Origin of the sequence: Micromonospora sp. RHAY321 (assembly GCF_023896955.1) — a bacterium.
In the GTDB taxonomy this organism is placed as follows: domain Bacteria; phylum Actinomycetota; class Actinomycetes; order Mycobacteriales; family Micromonosporaceae; genus Micromonospora.
In genome coordinates, this window is record NZ_JAMHIW010000002.1 from 274127 (window position 1) to 292059 (window position 17933).

The 17933-nt window shown below is 72.2% G+C and carries 13 protein-coding genes; 11 read left to right on the forward strand and 2 right to left on the reverse strand.

Annotation, left to right across the window (positions count from 1 at the left end):
• Positions 1-44 precede the first annotated feature (44 nt).
• The 4 genes from M8C17_RS05670 to M8C17_RS05685 all read left to right on the forward strand — a co-directional run bounded on the left by M8C17_RS05670 (position 45) and on the right by M8C17_RS05685 (position 5184).
• Entirely contained in the window at positions 45-656 is a 612-nt protein-coding gene (locus M8C17_RS05670; RefSeq protein WP_252415316.1) for a TetR/AcrR family transcriptional regulator, read from the forward strand.
• A 94-nt stretch (positions 657-750) separates the two neighbouring features.
• Positions 751-3495, forward strand: a complete 2745-nt coding sequence (locus tag M8C17_RS05675) for an AAA family ATPase (RefSeq protein WP_252415317.1) — start codon at positions 751-753, stop codon at positions 3493-3495.
• 60 nt (positions 3496-3555) lie between these two features.
• A complete protein-coding gene (locus M8C17_RS05680; protein WP_252415318.1) occupies positions 3556-4704 on the forward strand; it encodes an acyl-CoA dehydrogenase family protein in 1149 nt (382 codons plus the stop codon).
• Positions 4705-4719: 15 nt separating this feature from the next.
• Entirely contained in the window at positions 4720-5184 is a 465-nt protein-coding gene (locus tag M8C17_RS05685) for a MaoC family dehydratase (protein WP_252415319.1), read from the forward strand.
• Between the two features lie 18 nt (positions 5185-5202).
• Here the strand turns inward: M8C17_RS05685 and M8C17_RS05690 are convergent, their stop codons facing one another.
• Both M8C17_RS05690 and M8C17_RS05695 read right to left on the reverse strand, forming a co-directional pair.
• On the reverse strand, positions 5203-6213 hold the full coding sequence (locus M8C17_RS05690; RefSeq protein WP_252415320.1) for an acetylxylan esterase: 1011 nt from the start codon (positions 6211-6213) through the stop codon (positions 5203-5205).
• A gap of 15 nt (positions 6214-6228) precedes the next feature.
• The gene (locus M8C17_RS05695) at positions 6229-7266 is read right to left on the reverse strand and encodes a LacI family DNA-binding transcriptional regulator (protein ID WP_252415321.1); all 1038 of its coding nucleotides are present in this window, start codon (positions 7264-7266) and stop codon (positions 6229-6231) included.
• Positions 7267-7640: 374 nt separating this feature from the next.
• On the opposite strand from M8C17_RS05695, the gene M8C17_RS05700 reads away from it, so the two are divergent.
• The 7 genes from M8C17_RS05700 (at position 7641) to M8C17_RS05730 (ending at position 17713) form a co-directional block, all read left to right on the forward strand.
• Positions 7641-8633: a sugar ABC transporter permease gene (locus M8C17_RS05700; protein WP_252415322.1), complete on the forward strand. Its 993-nt coding sequence runs from the start codon at positions 7641-7643 to the stop codon at positions 8631-8633.
• Complete coding sequence (locus M8C17_RS05705; protein ID WP_252415323.1) at positions 8630-9538, forward strand: carbohydrate ABC transporter permease; 909 nt, start codon at positions 8630-8632, stop codon at positions 9536-9538. Before M8C17_RS05700 ends, M8C17_RS05705 begins: the two co-directional genes overlap by 4 nt.
• A 53-nt stretch (positions 9539-9591) precedes the next feature.
• Positions 9592-11229 carry an extracellular solute-binding protein gene (locus M8C17_RS05710; protein ID WP_252415324.1) on the forward strand — a complete coding sequence of 546 codons (1638 nt, stop codon included), beginning with the start codon at positions 9592-9594 and terminating at the stop codon, positions 11227-11229.
• Between the two features lie 109 nt (positions 11230-11338).
• Complete coding sequence (locus M8C17_RS05715) at positions 11339-12880, forward strand: xylan 1,4-beta-xylosidase (protein WP_252415325.1); 1542 nt, start codon at positions 11339-11341, stop codon at positions 12878-12880.
• Positions 12877-13566, forward strand: a complete 690-nt coding sequence (locus tag M8C17_RS05720; RefSeq protein ID WP_252415326.1) for a DUF624 domain-containing protein — start codon at positions 12877-12879, stop codon at positions 13564-13566. Before M8C17_RS05715 ends, M8C17_RS05720 begins: the two co-directional genes overlap by 4 nt.
• On the forward strand, positions 13563-15596 hold the full coding sequence (locus M8C17_RS05725; protein ID WP_252415327.1) for a beta-galactosidase: 2034 nt from the start codon (positions 13563-13565) through the stop codon (positions 15594-15596). Before M8C17_RS05720 ends, M8C17_RS05725 begins: the two co-directional genes overlap by 4 nt.
• On the forward strand, positions 15593-17713 hold the full coding sequence (locus tag M8C17_RS05730; protein WP_252415328.1) for an alpha-glucuronidase: 2121 nt from the start codon (positions 15593-15595) through the stop codon (positions 17711-17713). The genes M8C17_RS05725 and M8C17_RS05730 overlap by 4 nt, the downstream gene beginning before the upstream one ends.
• The last annotated feature ends 220 nt before the right edge of the window (positions 17714-17933 follow it).

Consider the following 17933-nt stretch of genomic DNA (forward strand, 5'->3'; position numbering starts at 1 on the left):
GCGGTGCGTCGGGGGGCGTCGTGGCGGTGAAGGGGCGGGGGCGGATGGGCGGGGTCGAGGTCCAGGGCCGGGTCGACGGACGGACCGCCCGAGCCGAGCGCACCCGTGCGGCGATCGTCGAGGCGCACCTCGCGCTCATCTCCGAGGGCGACCTCCGGCCGACCGGGGAACGCATCGCCGAGCGGGCCGGCATCTCGTTGCGGACGCTCTGGACCAACTTCAAGGACATGGAGACCCTCTTCGAGGCCAGCGGCGCGGAGGTGCTCCGCCAGCAGGACGCCGCCTACCGGCCGATCTCGCCGGCGCTGCCGCTGTCGAAGCGGGTCGACGCGTACTGCCGGCAACGGGCCCGGCTGCTCCAGCTCATCGCGCCGTCGGCGCGGGCCGCCCAGATGCGCGAGCCGGTCTCCGACCAGTTGCACCGCAACCGGCTCAAGCACATCGAACGCGTCCGGGACGAGGTGGAGGAGCTCTTCGCCGCCGAGCTGGCGCAGGCCGGGCCCGGGCGCGGCCAGCTGCTCAACGCGCTGGTCGCGGCGAGCATGTGGCCGGCCTGGTCGATGCTGCGTGACGGCCTGGGGCTGGGCGTGGATCAGGCCCGTGGGGTGATGGCGCGGACGGTCGGCGCCCTGCTGGCCGAGGTGCCGGCCGGCTGACACCGGCCCCTCACGCTGGCTGCCACCTCTTTCCATTCGGTTACCGATAGGTGACACTGAATGCATGGTTACTGCATCAAGAGTGCAAATAACCGTGCTGCGTGGCCGAGACGACGAGTGCCGGGCTGTCCGGAACCTGCTCGACGGCGTGACCGACGGCGGCGGTGCCCTGCTGCTGCACGGCGAGCCGGGGTCGGGCCGGACCGCGCTGGTCGCGTACGCCCACCGGTACGCCGCGCACTGCACCGTGCTCGCCGGCACCGGCCTGGCCGAGGAGGCCGCCCTGCCGTACGCCGGCCTGCAACGCCTGCTCGATCCGGTGCTCGACCGCGCCGCCGCACTGCCGGAGCAGCAGCGACACCTGCTACGGCGGACGCTGTCCGGCGAGGGCTGTCCGAGCGACCGCCACCTGGCGCTGTCGATGGCGGTGCTCGGCCTGCTCGGCGCCGTCGCCCGGGACCGCCCACTGCTCGCCACCATGGATGACGTCGACCGCGGCGACCGGGAGACCACCCAGGTGCTGGCCTTCGTGGCCCGCCGGCTGCGGCACCTGCCGGTCGCCGTCCTGCTCACCGCGGACGTCACCACGACGGTCGACGGGATCCCGGCGCACCGGCTCCGGGCGCTGGACGAGCGGGAGAGCGTCGCCGTTCTCAACGACCGGTCGCCCGAGCGACCCGCCGCGCCGGTCGCGGTCACGCTCGCTTCCGTCGGCGGCGGCAACCCGCAGGCCCTGGTGGACCTCGCCGACGTGCTCAGCCCAGAGCAGTGGCGGGGGGAGGATCCGCTGCCCACCGCGCCGCCGGCCGACGGTGCGCTGGGCCGCGCCTACAAGGCCAGGCTGGACCGGTTGCCGCCGGACAGTCGACGGACGCTGCTGCTCGCCGCGCTCGACGAGGACGGGGACCCGGGAACCCTGATGCGGGCGGCGGGAGCCGCCGGGACCACGGTCGAGGCGCTCGCCCCGGCCGAGGTCGCCGGCCTGGTCCGCGTCGAGCCGACCGGCGTCACGTTCCCGCAGCCGCTGGCCCGCGCGATGGTCGCGGCCAGCGCGCCGCTCGCCGAGCGCCGCGCGGCGCACCGGCTGCTCGCCGGCGTCCTCGATCCCGAGGGCCAGCGCCTGCGCCGGGCGATGCACCTCGCCGCCGCGACGGCGGCCACCGACCCGGCCTTGGCGACCGAGCTGGAGCAGGCCGCGGCCGGTGGTCAGGGCGGCTGGGCCGCCGCCTCGGCGGCGCTGTGCCGGGCCGCCGAACTCAGCGACCACCCCGCCCGCGCCGCCGCCCGACTGCTGGCCGCGGCCCGGTACGCCTGGGCCGCGGGTCAACCCGGTCAGGCCCGACTGCTGCTCGACCGCCTTCGCGCCGTCTCCGTGGACCCGGCCGTCCGCGGGCGGGCCGAGCTGCTGCGTGGCGAGCTGGAGTTGCGGTGCGACGACGCGCCGGGTGCGTCGGTCACGCTGCTGGCCGCCGCCGGGGTCGTGGCCGGCAACGACCGTGCCCTTGCCCTGGCCGCGCTGGTACGGGCCGGCGAGGCCGTCTGCTTCGCCGGAGACCAGTACCGGTACGCGGAGGTCGGGCGCCGGGCGTTGGCGTTGCGCTGCCCGAACGAGCCGCCGGCCACCGAGTTGATGGGCTCCCTGGTCGCCGGGGTGGCCGCGACCCTGCGCGGTGACCATGAGCGGGCCGGTCCGGCGCTGCGCCGGGCCGTCGTGCTCGGTGGTCGGTTGACCGGGCCGGCGCTGACCCCGACCGCGCTCACCTGCGCGGCGGCGGCCGGCCTGGTGGTGGCCGTGGACGGCGCCGCGCACCGGCTCGCCGAACGCGCCGTCGGGTTGGCCCGGGAGCGGGGCGAGTTGTCCATGCTGTCCCGGGCACTGGAGCTGCGGGCGGTGGCCGAGTACTGGCTGGGCCGGCACGAGGCGGCGGCGGAGACGTCCCGGGACGGGCTGCGGGTCGCCCGCGCCGCCGGGCAGGTCAACTGCGCCAACGTCCATCTGGGCATGCTCGCGGTGCTGGCCGCCATCCGCGCCGACCGGGGCGCCAGCCTGCGGTGGATCCGTGCGATCGGCGAGGCGCCGGCGCCGGGCAGCCGGCCGCATGCCCTCGCCGGGTGGGCGCTGGCGGTGCTCGACCTGGTCGACGGCCGACATGTCGAGGCCGCCGACCGGCTGGCGTCGCTGGCGCGGCTCGGCACCGGCCGGGGACAGGTCCTCGTCCAGGTGATGGCGACCCCGTACCTGGTGGAGGCGGCGGCCCACCTGGCGCACCGCCCTGCGGCGACCGCCGCGCTCGCCGTCTTCGACCGTTGGGCCAGCAGCACCGCGAGTCCGTTGCGCCGGGCGCTCTCCGCCCGGTGCCACGCGCTGCTCGCGCCCCGGGGCAGTGCCGAGGCCGAGCGGGAGTTCCGCACCGCGCTGCGACTGCACCCGACGGAGGCCGGCACCTTCGAGCGGGCGCGTACCGAGCTGCTCTTCGGCCAGGAGCTGCGCCGCAGCCGGCGTCCGCGCGACGCCCGTGGGCACCTGCACCAGGCCCGCGAGACGTTCACCCTGCTCGGCGCGAGTTGTTGGGCCGAGCAGGCCACCGCGGAATTGCGCGCGGCGGGGGAGTCGGTCGGCCCGCCGGATCTGCCCGCGGCGCGGCTGCTGACCGGTCAGCAACTGCGGATCGCCCAACTGGTCGCCGAGGGCGCCACCAACCGGGAGATCGCCGCCCGGATGTTCCTCTCCACCCGCACGGTCGACCACCACCTACGCAACGTCTTCCACCGGCTCGGCATCCGGTCCCGCACCGAACTCGCCCGGGCGTTCGCCGCCGAGCTGATCTCCGACCGGTGACGGCCGGCGGCTCGTGGTCCGCTCTGGACGGCCAAAACTATCACCGCTAGTTTATTCCTCATGGAGCTCACCCTCTCCGCGGAACAGGCCGCGGTCCGCCAGCTCGCCACCGAGTTCGCCGACCGGGAGCTGGTGCCCCACGCGGCGGCCTGGGATCGCCGCGAGTCGGTCGACCCCGACGTCGTGGGCATGCTCGGCGACCTGGGCTTCCTGGGGTTGACCATCGACGAGTCCGACGGCGGCTCCGGCGGCGACCACCTCGCGTACTGCCTCGTGCTGGAGGAACTGGGCCGGGGAGACTCGGCCGTGCGCGGCATCGTGTCGGTCTCGCTCGGCCTGGTCGCGAAGTCGATCGCCACACACGGGTCGGCCGAACAGCGGGCCGAGTGGCTGCCCCGGCTCTGCTCCGGTGCCGCGCTCGGTTGCTTCGCGCTGACCGAGCCGGACAGCGGCTCGGACGCCGCAGCGCTACGGACCCGCGCGGTGCGCGACGGCGCCGACTGGCTGCTCACCGGCACGAAGACGTTCATCACCAACGGCACCACCGCCGACGTCGCTCTGGTCTTCGCCCGCACCGGTGGCCCCGGGCACCGGGGCATCACCGCGTTCCTGGTGCCCACCGGCAGCGCCGGGCTGACCCGGCGGGAGATCCACGGCAAGCTCGGCCTGCGCGGGCAGGCGACCGGAGAGCTGCGCTTCGACGAGGTACGGGTGCCCGACGCGGCGCGCCTCGGTGCCGAGGGCGCCGGGTTCCGGCTGGCGCTGGCCACCCTGGCCAAGGGCCGGATGTCCGTCGCCGCCGGCTGCGTCGGCATCGCCCAGGGGTGCCTGGACGCGGCCGTGGGCTACGCCGGGCAGCGGGCCCAGTTCGGCAAGCCGATTGCCGGCCACCAGCTCGTCCAGCAACTGCTCGCCGGCATCGCGGTGGACACCGCCGCGGCCCGCCTGCTGGTGTGGCAGGTGGCCGACCTGATCGACCGTGGCCAGCCGTTCGCCACCGAGGCGTCGATGGCCAAGCTCTTCGCCAGCGAGGCCGCCGTCCGGGCGGCCAACAACGCGGTCCAGGTCTTCGGGGGGTACGGCTACATCGACGAGTACCCGGTCGGCAAGTACCTGCGCGACGCCCGGGTCGCCACCCTCTACGAGGGCACCAGCCAGATACAGCAGCTCCTCATCGGACGCGCGCTCACCGGCGTCAACGCCTTCTAGCCCTCAGGAGGACCAGTGCGAGTCTTCACCTCGTTCGACGACCTGGCCGGCGCGGTCGGCGAGACCATCGGCCCCGGCCCGTGGCAGCGGATCGAGCAGAGCCGGGTCGATCTCTTCGCCGACGCCACCGACGACCACCAGTGGATCCACCTCGACCCGGCACGCGCCGCCGCCGGGCCCTTCGGGGGCACCATCGCCCACGGCTATCTGACCCTGTCGCTGCTCCCGGCGCTGGCCGGCCAGCTCTACCGGGTCGAGGGGGTGGCGATGGGGGTCAACTACGGGCTGAACCGGGTGCGCTTCCCCGCCCCTCTCCGGGTCGGCGCCGCCGTCCGGGCCACCGTCGTCATCGCCGACGTGTCCCCGGTCGACGGCGGGGTGCAGCTCGTCGCCGCGGTCACCGTGGAGAGCGACGGTGGCGGCAAGCCCGTCTGCGTCGCCGAGACCGTCAGCCGGCTCTACGGGGCTCCGGGACGATGACCTCCAGCGGCCGCCCCGTCAGTCCTGGTCGGACGGGGAGGTCGGGCGGAGCAGCGAGCCGAGCCAGCGGAGCTGACGCCGTACGTGGAGGGCCTCACCGCCCTCGTGGCCGTTGAACGGGTAGACGTGCATCTCCCGGTGCGGTGGGGCCGGCTGGCCCGTCGCGGCCCCGTACTGGTTGTAGGCGGCGAAGCCGGTGCTCGGCGGGCAGACGGTGTCACGCAGGCCGAGCCCGAAGTGCGCCGGTGCCGTCGCCCGCCGGGCGAAGCTCACCCCGTCGACGTACGACAGTGTGCGCCGGACCATCTCCTCGGCCTCGCGGTGCACCGCCAGGTACCGGGCGATCTCGCCGTACGGCGACGCGTCGGTCGACCCGATGGCCCGCTGCACGTCGCAGAGGAACGGGGCGGTGGTCACCAGGGCCGCGAGGTCGCCGACGAGGCCGGCCACCGCGAGGGCGAGGCCGCCGCCCTGGCTGTTGCCGACCACGGCGACCCGGCTCACGTCGACGCCCGGCAGGGCCCGGGCCGCGTCGACGGCCCGCACCGCGTCGGTGATCAGACGGCGGTAGTGGTAGTCCCGCGGGTCGAGGATCCCCCAGGTGGCCGGCCACGGGCCGCCGGGAGCGCCGTGCCGGTCCGGGGTGTCACCGGCGCCGTACTGCCCCGCCTGACCCCGGTTGTCCATCAGCAGGTGCGCGTACCCGGCCACCGGCCAGGTGAGCCGCTCGTGCGGCAGGCCACGGCCGCGCCCGTAGCCGGCGTACTCGACCACGACGGGCAGCGGCGCGTGCACGTGCGCCGGTCGGGTGTACCAGGCGCGCACCGGGTCGCCGTCGAAGCCGGCGAACGTCACGTCCCAGTAGTCGAGCAGCCGTAGGTCGGTGGGCTCCGGACGGACCTCGACGAGCACCGGCGGGGCGGCCGCCTCGGCCAGGGTGTCGCTCCAGAACCGGTCGAAGTCGTCGGGCTCGACGACGGTGGGCGCGTACCGCTGGAGCTGTTCGAGGGACGCATCGGGGTGGGGCACGGAACCTCACATGGGTCAGCGCGGGTGGGCGGGAGGTGCGGTGCTCTCGCGGACGACCAGCTCGGTCACCAGGTCGATGCGGCTGCTCGCCGGCTCGACGCCCCGCGCCAGCCCCAGAAGCATCTGGGTGGCGATGCCGGCCATGTCGTGCAACGGCTGGTTGATCGTGGTGAGGGCGGGGTCGGTCCAGGCGGCGACCGGCAGGTTGTCGTACCCGATCACCGAGAGGTCCTCGGGCACCCGCAGGCCGCACTGGCGGGCGGCCCGGAGCACCCCCATGGCCTGGATGTCCGAGCCGGCGAAGATCGCGGTCGGCCGGTCCGGTCGGCGCAGCAGCCGCAGGCCGTGCTCGTGCCCCGCGCTCGCGGAGAAGCCGCCGTACCGGACCAGTTCCCGGTCGACCACGACCCCGGCCTCGTCGTGGGCGGACTGGAAGCCGGCCGCCCGTGCCCGGCTGCACAGCACGTCCGGTGGGCCGGAGATGATCGCGATCCGCCGGTGCCCCAGCTCGAGCAGGTGCCGGGTGGCGAGCAGGCCGCCGTTCCAGTTGTTGGACCCGACGGTGGGCACCGAGGCCGAGGTCGCGCTGTCGGTGTCGACGACGACGAACGGAATCCCCTGCCGTCGCAGGTGTTGCTGCTGGGCCTCGGCCAGGTGGCAGAGGACGAACACCACGCCCAGCGGCCGGTCGGTGAGCAGCGCGTCCAGCCACCGTGTCGACGGGCGGTGCGCGCCGTCGAGCTGGGAGACGGCGAGCCCGATCCCGGCGTCGCTGGTCACCGCCTCGACGCCGCGCAGGATCTCCATGGCCCATCCGGCGTCGAACTCGTGGAACACGAGGTCGACGCGGCCGTGGCCGGACGAGGTCCTCCTGCCGCGGCGCTGGTACCGGTGGCGGTCGAGACTCGCCTCGACGCGGGCCCTCGTGTCGGGGGCGACATCGCCGCGTCCGTTGAGAACCTTGGACACCGTGGCGACCGATACGCCCACGTCGTTGGCGATCGTCGCGATGGTGGTGGAGGCGGGTGGGTCGAGCGGGCGGTGCTCTGTCATCGCGGCCTCGCGCAGCATCCGAAAGTTTCGGAAGACCCTAACACGATCTCGGGTTCCCGCCAGCCGGTCCGGCGACCGGGACGGCCGTCCCTGAGGCCGAACGCCCGTCGATGCGTCACGAAGCGCAGGACGCGCGGTTCGGGAGCACAGGAGGGGTTGCCGGGAGTCGAGGTGAGACCCTTGACACGCCCAGTCGGTGCACTTAGGTTGCCGAAAAGGTTACGCGGGTTTCCGGAAAGTTTCGGATCGTGGACCGCTCGCCACGTATCTGGCCGCCGGAAGGGCGCGGGATGTGGCCGGAGCTAAGGGGTCTGGGGCATGAGAGATCAGGTGCCAGTCGGCAGCGGCGCGGCGGCCCGCGCCGGAGGCCGGGGATGACGGCCGAGACGTTGCGGCCGACGCCGCCGACACCGGAGCCCGTGCCGGCGGAGGCCGGCCCTCCCGGGCGGCGCGCGCCGGGCCGTCGGCGGACCTGGCGGCAGGCGCTGCGCCGGGACTGGCAGCTCTACTCGCTCGCCGTGCTGCCGCTGCTGTTCTTCCTGATCTTCCGGTACCTGCCGATGATCGGGAACATCATCGCGTTCCGGCGGTTCAAGCCGGGCGGCAGCATCTTCGGCGAGTACTGGGTCGGGCTGCGGTACTTCCGGATGTTCTTCACCGACCCGACGTTCTGGGAGGTCTTCACCAACACCCTGGTGCTCGGGACGTTGACCCTGCTGTTCTGCTTCCCGCTGCCCATCGTGCTGGCGCTGCTGCTCAACGAGGTGCGTGCCCGCCGGTTCAAGCGGTTCGTCCAGTCCGTGTCCTACCTGCCGCACTTCCTGTCGATCGTGATCGTGGCGGCGATGGTCATGCAGCTGACGTCGATCGACGGCACGGCCAACCAACTCGTCCGCCTGTTCGGCGGCGACGCGGTGGCGTTCCTGCAACAACCGGAGTGGTTCCGCACCATCTACGTCTCGTCCGAGGTCTGGCAGACCGTCGGCTGGGGCACGATCCTCTACCTCGCCGCCCTCACCACGATCGACGAGGACCTGTACGAGGCCGCCCGGATCGACGGCGCCAGCCGGCTTCGGCAGACCTGGCACGTGACGTTGCCCGGTATCCGGCCGACGATGGTGACGCTGCTGATCCTCAACATCGGCAGCTTCATGGCGGTCGGGTTCGAGAAGATCCTGCTGCTCTACAACCCGCTGACGTACCCGACCGCGGACGTGATCTCCACCTACCTGTTCCGGATGGGCTTCCAGTCCAGCAACTTCAGCTACGCGGCGGCCATCGGCCTCTTCGAGGCGGTCATCGGGTTGGTCCTGGTCCTGTCGGCGAACCTCATCTCCCGTCGGACGGTAGGGACGAGCCTGTGGTGACCCTCGGTACGAGAAGAGACGCCCCGCAGACCCGTGGGCCGGTGGACAGCCGGGGTTACCGGATCTTCCGGGTGGTCAACACGGTCGTCCTGATCGGCGTCGTCATCGTGACGCTGTACCCGTTCCTCAACATCGTGGCCCGCTCGCTCAGCGAGGAGGCGTACATCATCGCGGGGAAGGTCAGCCTGGTCCCACGCGGCTTCGACCTGACCTCGTACAAGCTGGTGATGTCCGACTCGATGTTCTGGACGAACTACCGCAACACCATCGTCTACACGGTGGTCGCCACGCTCATCTCGATCGTCCTGACCACCTGTTACGCGTACGTGTTGTCGAAGCCGCATCTCAAGGGACGCGGCGTCCTCGTCGGCATCGCGCTGTTCACGATGTTCTTCTCCGGCGGTCTGATCCCCAACTACGTGCTGGTCACCAGCCTGGGGATGAAGAACACCATCTGGGCCGTGGTGATCCCCAACGCCATCAGCGTGTTCAACCTGCTGGTCATGAAGGCGTTCTTCGAGAGCCTGCCGACCGAGCTGGAGGAGGCCGCGGCGGTCGACGGGCTGAACACGTACGGCATCCTGCTGCGGATCGTGCTGCCGTTGTCGAAGGCGATCATCGCGACGATGGTGCTCTTCTACGCGGTCTCCTTCTGGAACTCGTGGTTCACCGCGTTCCTCTATTTCGACCGGCAGGACCTGCTCCCGGTCACCGTGTACCTGCGCAACCTCATCGCGGGCGCCACCAGCGCCGAGTCGGCCGCCGCCGACGCCGACAAGGTCCAGGCCGCCGCCACGCTCCAGGCCGTGACGGTCGTGCTCACCACCCTGCCCATCCTGGCGGTCTACCCCTTCGTCCAGCGGTACTTCGTCTCCGGCGTGATGCTCGGCGCCGTCAAGGGATGACGCCGGGGCCGCACCCCTCCACCTCCGAACCCCCACCACCGAAAGGACGAGCCATGCTCCACAAGACGTGGCGCCGCGTGGCGTTGGCCACCGCGGGTCTGCTCGCGCTCACCCTCACCGCCGCCTGTTCCGAGGACCCCGGCGAGTCGACGGACCTGTCGGAGAACCGGGTTGGCGCGATGGCCGAATACGGCGTCGGCGACCAGTTCAAGGCGACCGAGGCGCTGTCCTTCTCCACCCTCTACAACAACCACACGTTCTACCCGCTCAAGGAAGACTGGCTGTTCTGGTCGGAGCTGACCAAGCGGACCAACGTGAAGATCGAGCCCGTCGCCGTGCCGTTGAGCGACTACGAGCAGAAGCGCAGCCTGCTGATCGGCGCCGGGGACGCCCCGCTGATCATTCCGAAGACGTACCACCCGCAGGAGGACGCGTTCGTGTCCTCCGGGGCGATCCTCCCGGTGAGCGACTACCTGGACCTGATGCCCAACTTCAAGGACAAGATCACCAAGTGGAACCTCAAGCCGGAGATCGACAACCTGCGGCAGTCCGACGGCAAGTTCTACCTGCTGCCCGGGGTCCACGAGAAGCCCACGCAGGACTACACGGTGCTGGTGCGCACCGACATCCTCCAGGAGCTGGGACTTGCGGTTCCGAAGACCTGGGACGAGCTGTACACCGTGCTCAAGGCGATGAAGGCGAAGTACCCGAACGTCTACCCGTACTCCGACCTGTTCAGCAAGCCCACGCCGACCGGCGCCCTGCTGAACATCCTCAGCGCTTCCTTCGGCACCCGTGCCGGCTGGGACTACCAGCACGCCAACTGGGACCCGACGGCCAAGAAGTTCACCTACACCGGCGGATCCGAGCAGTACAAGCAGATGCTCACCTACCTGCACAAGCTCGTGGCCGAGGGCCTGCTCGACCCGGAGAGCTTCACCCAGACCGACGACCAGGCGCGCCAGAAGCTCGCCAACGGTAAGTCCTTCGTGGTCACCGGCAACGCGCAGACCCTGGTCAACAACCACCGGCCCGACCTGGCCAAGACCCTGCCGAACGCGAAGATGGCCAAGATCCCGCTGCCGGTCGGCCCGGCCGGTGAGATCAACCCGTTCCCTCGTCTGGAGAACGGCATCATGATCTCCTCGAAGGCCCGGGAGAGCAAGAACTTCGTAGCGATGATGCAGTTCATCGACTGGCTGTGGTATTCCGACGCCGGCCAGGAGTTCGCCCGGTGGGGCGTGGAGGGGACGACCTTCACCAAGGACGCGTCCGGCAAGCGCACGGTCACCGCCGGCGTCGACGTCCTCGGGCTCAACCCGAAGGCCCCCAAGCACCTGCAGAAGGATTTCGGCTTCTACAACGGCGTCTTCGCCTACGGCGGCACCCCCGACCTGGTCCGTGGGTTCTTCTCCCCCGAGGAGCTGGAGTTCCAGAAGGTGATGGACGCCCGCAAGCCGAGGGAGGTGGCCCCGCCGTTCCCGTTCACCGATGAGGAACGCGAGCAGGTGTCGCTCTGGGAGACCCCGCTGAAGGACTTCGTCTCCCAGAACACGCTGAAGTTCGCCCTCGGTCAGCGGCCCCTGAGCGAGTGGGACGCCTACCTGGCCGAGCTGAAGGCCAAGAACTCCGAGCAGTACATCGACATGGTCAACAAGGCGTACGAGCGCTTCCAGAAGAACAACGGCTGATCAGTGGGAAGTCCGGTCGGGCGGCGCACAGCGGCCCGGCCGGACCCCGGCGACCACCGGCGCGCGAGCGTGACCCGCCCGTCCCGGGCAGGACGACCAGAGGACCCCCATGCCCATCACCGTTCCCGATCAGCCGATCGGCCGGCTCACCGACGCCTGGCGCGGCTGTGTCGGCACCGGCCGTTTCGAGTTGGCCCTGCGCCGTGACTACCAGGACTCGCTGGCCCTCATCCAGCGGGACATCGGCTTCCGGCACATCCGGGGGCACGGGCTGCTCAGCGACGGCGTCGGCGTGCACCGCCCGTACGAGCACCGGGGCGAGCGCCGCGTGCACCACTCGTTCACCTACGTCGACCAGGTCGTCGACGCGTACCTCGACCTCGGCATCCGGCCGTTCGTCGAGCTGGGGTTCATGCCCTCGGGTCTCGCCTCGGGCGACCAGACGGTGTTCTGGTGGCGGGGCAACGTCACGCCGCCCCGCTCCTGGTCGGAGTGGTCGGACCTGGTCCGGGCCACGGTCGCCCACCTGGTCGACCGGTACGGCCTCGACGAGGTCCGCGGCTGGCCGATCGAGGTGTGGAACGAGCCCAACCTGGCGTCCTTCTGGCAGGGCGCCGACCGGGACGCGTACCACCGCCTGTACGAGGTGAGCGCGCACGCGGTCAAGGAGGTCGACGCGTCGTTGCAGGTCGGCGGCCCGGCGATCTCGCCGGGCGCGGACGAGTGGCTGGTGCCCTTCGCCGAGTTCGTCACCGACCGTCAGGTGCCGGTCGACTTCGTCAGCCGGCACGCCTACACCTCCGGGCCCGCCCGGCACGTGCCGTTCGGCACCCACCAGACGCTCGCTCCGGCGGCGGAGCTGCTCACCCAGTTCGCCGCACCGCGCCGGCACCTGGCCGGCACCGCGCTGGCGGGGCTGCCGGTGCACATCACCGAGTTCAACTCCTCCTACCGGCCGGACAACCCGATCCACGACACGGCGTTCCACGCCGCGTACCTCGCGCCGGTGCTGGCCGCCGGCGGCGAGGTCGTCGACTCCTTCTCGTACTGGACGTTCAGCGACATGTTCGAGGAGGTGGGGGTGCCCACCGCGCTGTTCCACGGCGGGTTCGGCCTGCTCACCCACCGCCAGATCAAGAAACCCACCTACCACCTGTACGCCTTCATGGCCCGCCTCGGCGACGAGGTGCTCGCGCGCGGCGACGACCACCTGGTGACCCGACACCCCGACGGTCGGATCGCCGTGCTGGCCTGGGCGCCGGTGGATGTCACCGGCCGCTCGCCGGTGCCCGACCGGCACCCGCTGGCCCTGTCCATCCCGCTCGGTCCGCCCGGTACGGCGTCGGCGTTCCTGCTCCGCTCGACGGTCAGCGAGGAGGCGGGTAACGCGCGGGCGGCCTGGGCGGAGCTGGGCCGCCCCCGCTCGCCCAGCGCGCGGCAGCTCGACGCGCTGCGGGAGGCCGCCGAGCCGGCCCGTACCCACCGCGCCCTGCCGGTCGCCGACGGCCGGGTCGACGTGGACCTCACCCTGGCCCGGCACGAGGTGACCCTCGTCGAGCTGAGCCCGGTGGTGGACGAGACCCCGCCGTGGTGGGACGACGACCGCCTGCTCGGCCTGCCGGCCGGGCCCGAGCGCGAGGAGCAGCCGTGAGCGGTGCCACGCACACCCGGCGACAGTTCGGCGACGGACCCCTGTCCCGGGCCGCCGCCCGCGTCTACACCCTGCTCGTGGTCGAGCTGCTGCTCCTGCTCACCACCCTGCCCGGGCTGCTTCCGCTGCTGCTGCTCGGGCGGGACCCGAGCAACCTGCCGCTGGCCGCGGCCTGCCTGGTCCCGGTCGGCCCGGCGGTCGCCGCGGCCCTGTACGCCCTGCGCCACCAGCGCCCCGACGTGACGGATCTGCGGCCCGCCGCCGTGTTCTGGCGGGGCTACCGGGCCAACCTCACAGGGGCGCTGCGCGTCTGGGTTCCGACGCTGCTGTGGCTGACCGTCCTCGCGGTCAACCTCGCCCACCTCGGTGCCGCCGCCGTCCCCGGGTGGTGGGCGGTGCCGCTGGTCCTGATCGGAGTCGGCGTGACCCTCTGCGCCGCCAACGCCCTGGTCATCACCTCCCTGTTCGACTTCCGCGCCCGAGACGTGCTCCGGCTGGCCGTGCACTTCCTGGTGCGTACCCCCGCTGTCACCATCGGCAACGCCCTGCTGCTGGCCGCGGCGGCCGGCGTCACGGCGGTGTTCTCCGAGGCGGTGCTGGCGCTGTTCGCCTCGGTCGCGGTCCTGGCGTTCCTGCGCGTCGCCGACCCGATGATCCACCTGATCCGGAAGGAGTTCACCGCATGAGCCTGCCCGTCACGGCAAAGGTGCCCTTCGGCGGCGACTACAACCCGGAGCAGTGGCCCGAGGACGTGTGGAAGCAGGACTACCGGCTCTTCGACGCCGCCCGGATCGACCTGGTCACCGTGGGCGTGTTCGACTGGGCGCTCACCCAGCCCGCCGAGGGCGTGTACGACTTCTCGCCGCTGGACCGGATCGTCGAGCGGGCCGCTGCCGAGGGGCGCGGCATCTGCCTGGCGACCGGCACCGGCGCGCACCCGGCGTGGCTGGCGAAGGCGTACCCGGAGGTGACCCGGACCGACTTCGAGGGCCGCAAGCACCGCTTCGGGCAGCGGCACAACTCCTGTCCCAGCTCACCGGTGTTCCGCCGGCTCTCCACCGAGCTTGCCCGCCGGGTGGCGAGCCGCTACGCCGACAACCCGGCGGTCATCGCCTGGCACGTCGGCAACGAGTACGGCGGCGCCTGCTACTGCGAACTCTGCGCGGCCGCCTTTCGTGACTGGCTGCGCCAGCGCCACGGCACGCTCGACGAGCTGAACGCGGCCTGGTACACCACCTTCTGGTCGCACACCTTCACCGACTGGGACCAGATCGAGCCGCCGTCGGCGCTGACCGAGCACTGGCGCGGCCCCGACCACACGGCCTTCCAGGGCATCACCCTGGACTTCCTGCGGTTCACCTCCGACGCGATGCTCACCAACTTCCGCGACGAGAAGGCCGCCATCCGGGAGTCCAGCCCCGACCTCCCGGTCACGACCAACTTCATGGGCATGTACCGGCCGATCGACTACCACCGCTGGGCACCCCACCTGGACTTCGCCTCCTGGGACAACTACCCGCCCGACGACGATTCGGCGGCCCGGATGGCGCTGACCCACGACCTGATGCGCGGGCTCAAGGACGGCCAGCCGTTCTGGCTGATGGAGCAGACCCCGAGCGTCACCGCCTGCCGGGACGTCAACCCGCTGAAGCGGCCCGGCCTGATGCGGCTGTGGAGCTGGCAGGCGGTGGCGCACGGCGCGGACGCCGTGCTGTTCTTCCAGCTCCGTGCGTCCCGGGGTGCCAGCGAGAAGTACCACGGCGCGGTGATCGGCCACGCCGGCCGCTCCGACACCCGGGTCTTCCGGGAGGTCGCCGAGCTGGGTGCCGAGCTGAGCCGGCTCGGCTCCGCGTCGCTGGGCGCGCGGACGCCGGCGCGGGTGGCGGTGCTGTTCGACTGGGACAGCTGGTGGGCGTTGGAGATCTCCGACGGCCCGTCCCGGCTGGTGCGCTACCAGCAGGTCGTGCTGGCGTACCACCGGGCGCTCTGGGACGCCGGGGTCGACCTGGACGTCGTCCCGGTGACCGCCGACCTGTCCGGCTACGACGTGGTCGTCGCGCCGGCCCTGCACCTGCTCAAGGGAGACCTGCCGCGGCGGTTGGAGGCGGTGGCCGCGCGCGGCGGCTCGGTGCTGACCACGTACCTGTCGGGTCGGGTGGACGAGAACGACCAGGCGTTCCTCCTGGACGTGCCGGGCCCGCTCGGGCAGCTCATGGGGATCCGGGTCGACGAGTGGGACGCCCGTGGCCCCGAGGTGGTCAACCCGGTCCGCCTCGGTGCGGGCGCCGACCAGATCGAGGTCGAGGCGCGGCTGCTGTTCGAGCTGGTGATTCCGCAGGGCGCGGAGGTGGTCGGCACCTACCAGGCCGACTTCTACGCCGGCACACCGGCGGTGACCCGCAACGCCCACGGCGACGGGTACGGCTGGTACGTCGCCGCCGGCCTAGACCAGGCCGGGATCTCCTGGGTGGTCCGGCAGGTGCTGGCCCGGCACGACCTGCTCGGGCCCTACCCCGACGTGCCGGACCTGGAGTCCGCCGTGCGGGTCGCGCCGGACGGGACGCGCCTGCTGTTCCTGCTCAACCACCGCGCCGAGCCGGTCGAGGTGACCGCGTCGACCGGCGGCGTCGACCTGCTCGGCGGTGATCGGACGGAGACCGGCCAGCCGCTGCGGCTGCCGGCGTACGGGGTCGTGGTGCTGCGGGAGGACCGGTGAGCGCCGAGGAGCCGGTGCCGGTCGACGAGCCGGCCGGCGCCGAGGAACCGCGGGCGCACGCCGCCTGGCTGCCGCCGGAGGCGTTCCGGGCGCTCGGCGCTCGACGCGTCCTGGTGCACGGCGACGGGATGCTCGTCGACACCGTCCTCGACGAGGTGGCCCGGGGCTGCACCCGCTACGGCGGGCGCGTGTGGCACTCGCCGTCCTGGGACGTCGACGCCGACCTGGTGTTGGCGCTGCGCGGCGCCGGCCCGCTGCCGAGCCCGTCGGTGCAGGCGGCGCGGGCAGCGGGAGAGGCAGCGCTGGCGGAGGCCGGCGACGGCGGGGCGCTCGGTGACGAGGGGTTTTTCCTGGCGCGGGCCGGCCAGGTGACCGTGGTGCTGGCCGACGCGCCCGCCGGTCTGCTGTACGGGTTGTACCACCTGGTCCGGCTCGGCGCGGCGGCCTTCGACCCGGCCCGTCCACCGGAGCGCCAGCGGCCCGTGCTGCGCCGACGGATGCTGAACCACTGGGACAACGTGGCCGTGCACCCGGTGATGGGCCAGGTCGAACGGGGGTACGCGGGCGGCTCGATCTTCTGGCGGGACGGCCGTCCGCGCGGCGACCTGGCCCGGGTCCGGGAGTACGGGCGGCTGCTGGCGGCCTGCGGGATCAACGCCATCTCGGTGAACAACGTCAATGTCGGCCGGACCGAGGCACTGCTGCTCACCGACCGGCTCGGCGACGTGGCCGAGATCGCGGACGTCCTGCGCCCGTACGGCATCCGGGTGCACCTGTCGGTCAGCTTCGCCGCACCGGTCGTCCTGGGTGGCCTGCCGACCGCCGACCCGGTGGACGAGGGGGTGCGGGCCTGGTGGTCCTCCACCACCCGGCAGGTGTACGAGCGCATCCCGGACTTCGGTGGCTACGTGGTGAAGGCCGACTCGGAGGGCCAGCCCGGCCCGTTCACCTACGGGCGCGACCACGCCGACGGGGCGAACCTGCTCGCTGACGCGCTCGCACCGCACGGGGGAGCGGTGCACTGGCGGGCGTTCGTCTACAACCATCACCAGGACTGGCGGGACCGCTCCACCGACCGGGCGCGGGCGGCGTACGACCACTTCGCCCCGCTCGACGGGCGGTTCCGGTCCAACGTGGTCCTGCAGGTGAAGTTCGGCCCGATCGACTTCCAGGTGCGCGAGCCGGTGTCCCCGGTGATCGCGGCCATGCCGGCCACCCGGTTGGCGGTGGAGTTGCAGGTCACCCAGGAGTACACCGGCCAGCAGCGACACGTCTGCCACCTCGGCCCGTGCTGGAGCGAGGTGCTGCGGTACACGCCGTGGGGTCCGGACGGGCGGACCGTCGCCGACGTGGCAGCGGGGGAGGCGGGGGCGGGCGGCGGCCTGGTCGCCGTCGCCAACGTGGGCGACGACATCTTCTGGACCGGGCACCCGCTGGCGCAGGCCAACCTGTACACGTTCGGCCGGCTCGCCTGGGATCCCGGGTTGGACCCGGGTGCGGTTCTCGACGAGTGGATCGCGCTCACCTTCCCGCCGTCGGCGATCGGCGACCCGGAGCTGGTGGGGCGGACACTGCACGAGATCATGGACGACTCCTGGCGTACCTACGAGCGGTACACGGCCCCGCTGGGTGTCGGCTTCATGGTTCATCCCGGCGACCACTACGGCCCGGACGTCGACGGGTACGAGTACTCGCGGTGGGGCACCTACCATTTCGCCGACCGCGACGGCGTCGGCGTGGACCGCAGCCGCGCGACGGGCACGGGCTTCGCCGGCCAGTACCCGCCGTACTGGGCGCAGGTGTACGAGTCGCCGCAGCGCTGCCCCGACGAGCTGCTGCTCTTCTTCCACCACATCCCCTACGGGCACGTCCTGCACAACGGGTCCACCGTCATCCAGCACATCTACGACGCCCACTTCGCCGGCGTCGACGAGGTGGTGGCGATGCGGCAGCGGTGGCGGACGCTGAGCGGGATGGTCGACCCGGCCGTGTACGAGCGGGTGGCTCAGCGCCTCGACGAGCAGGTGCGCAGCGCCGTCGAGTGGCGGGACCAGATCAACACGTACTTCCTCCGCAAGTCCGGTGTGCCCGACGCGCGGGGGCGCCGCATCTACTGACCGGGAATTTTCCGGTAACACGCCACCGCGTCTTCCGTGGACGCCGTCGGCTCCCCGTATCGCCGCGCAGGCTGTTGCCCGGTTCCGGCGGGCGAAGACTTCCGGAAGTATTGACAATCGAGTCACATCGATTGAAGCTGACAAGGTCACGCGAGCCGCGGTCAGGGTCGGGCGAAGGGCAGTCCTCGATCTACTCCCCTTCCATGCGCCACTTCCCCCA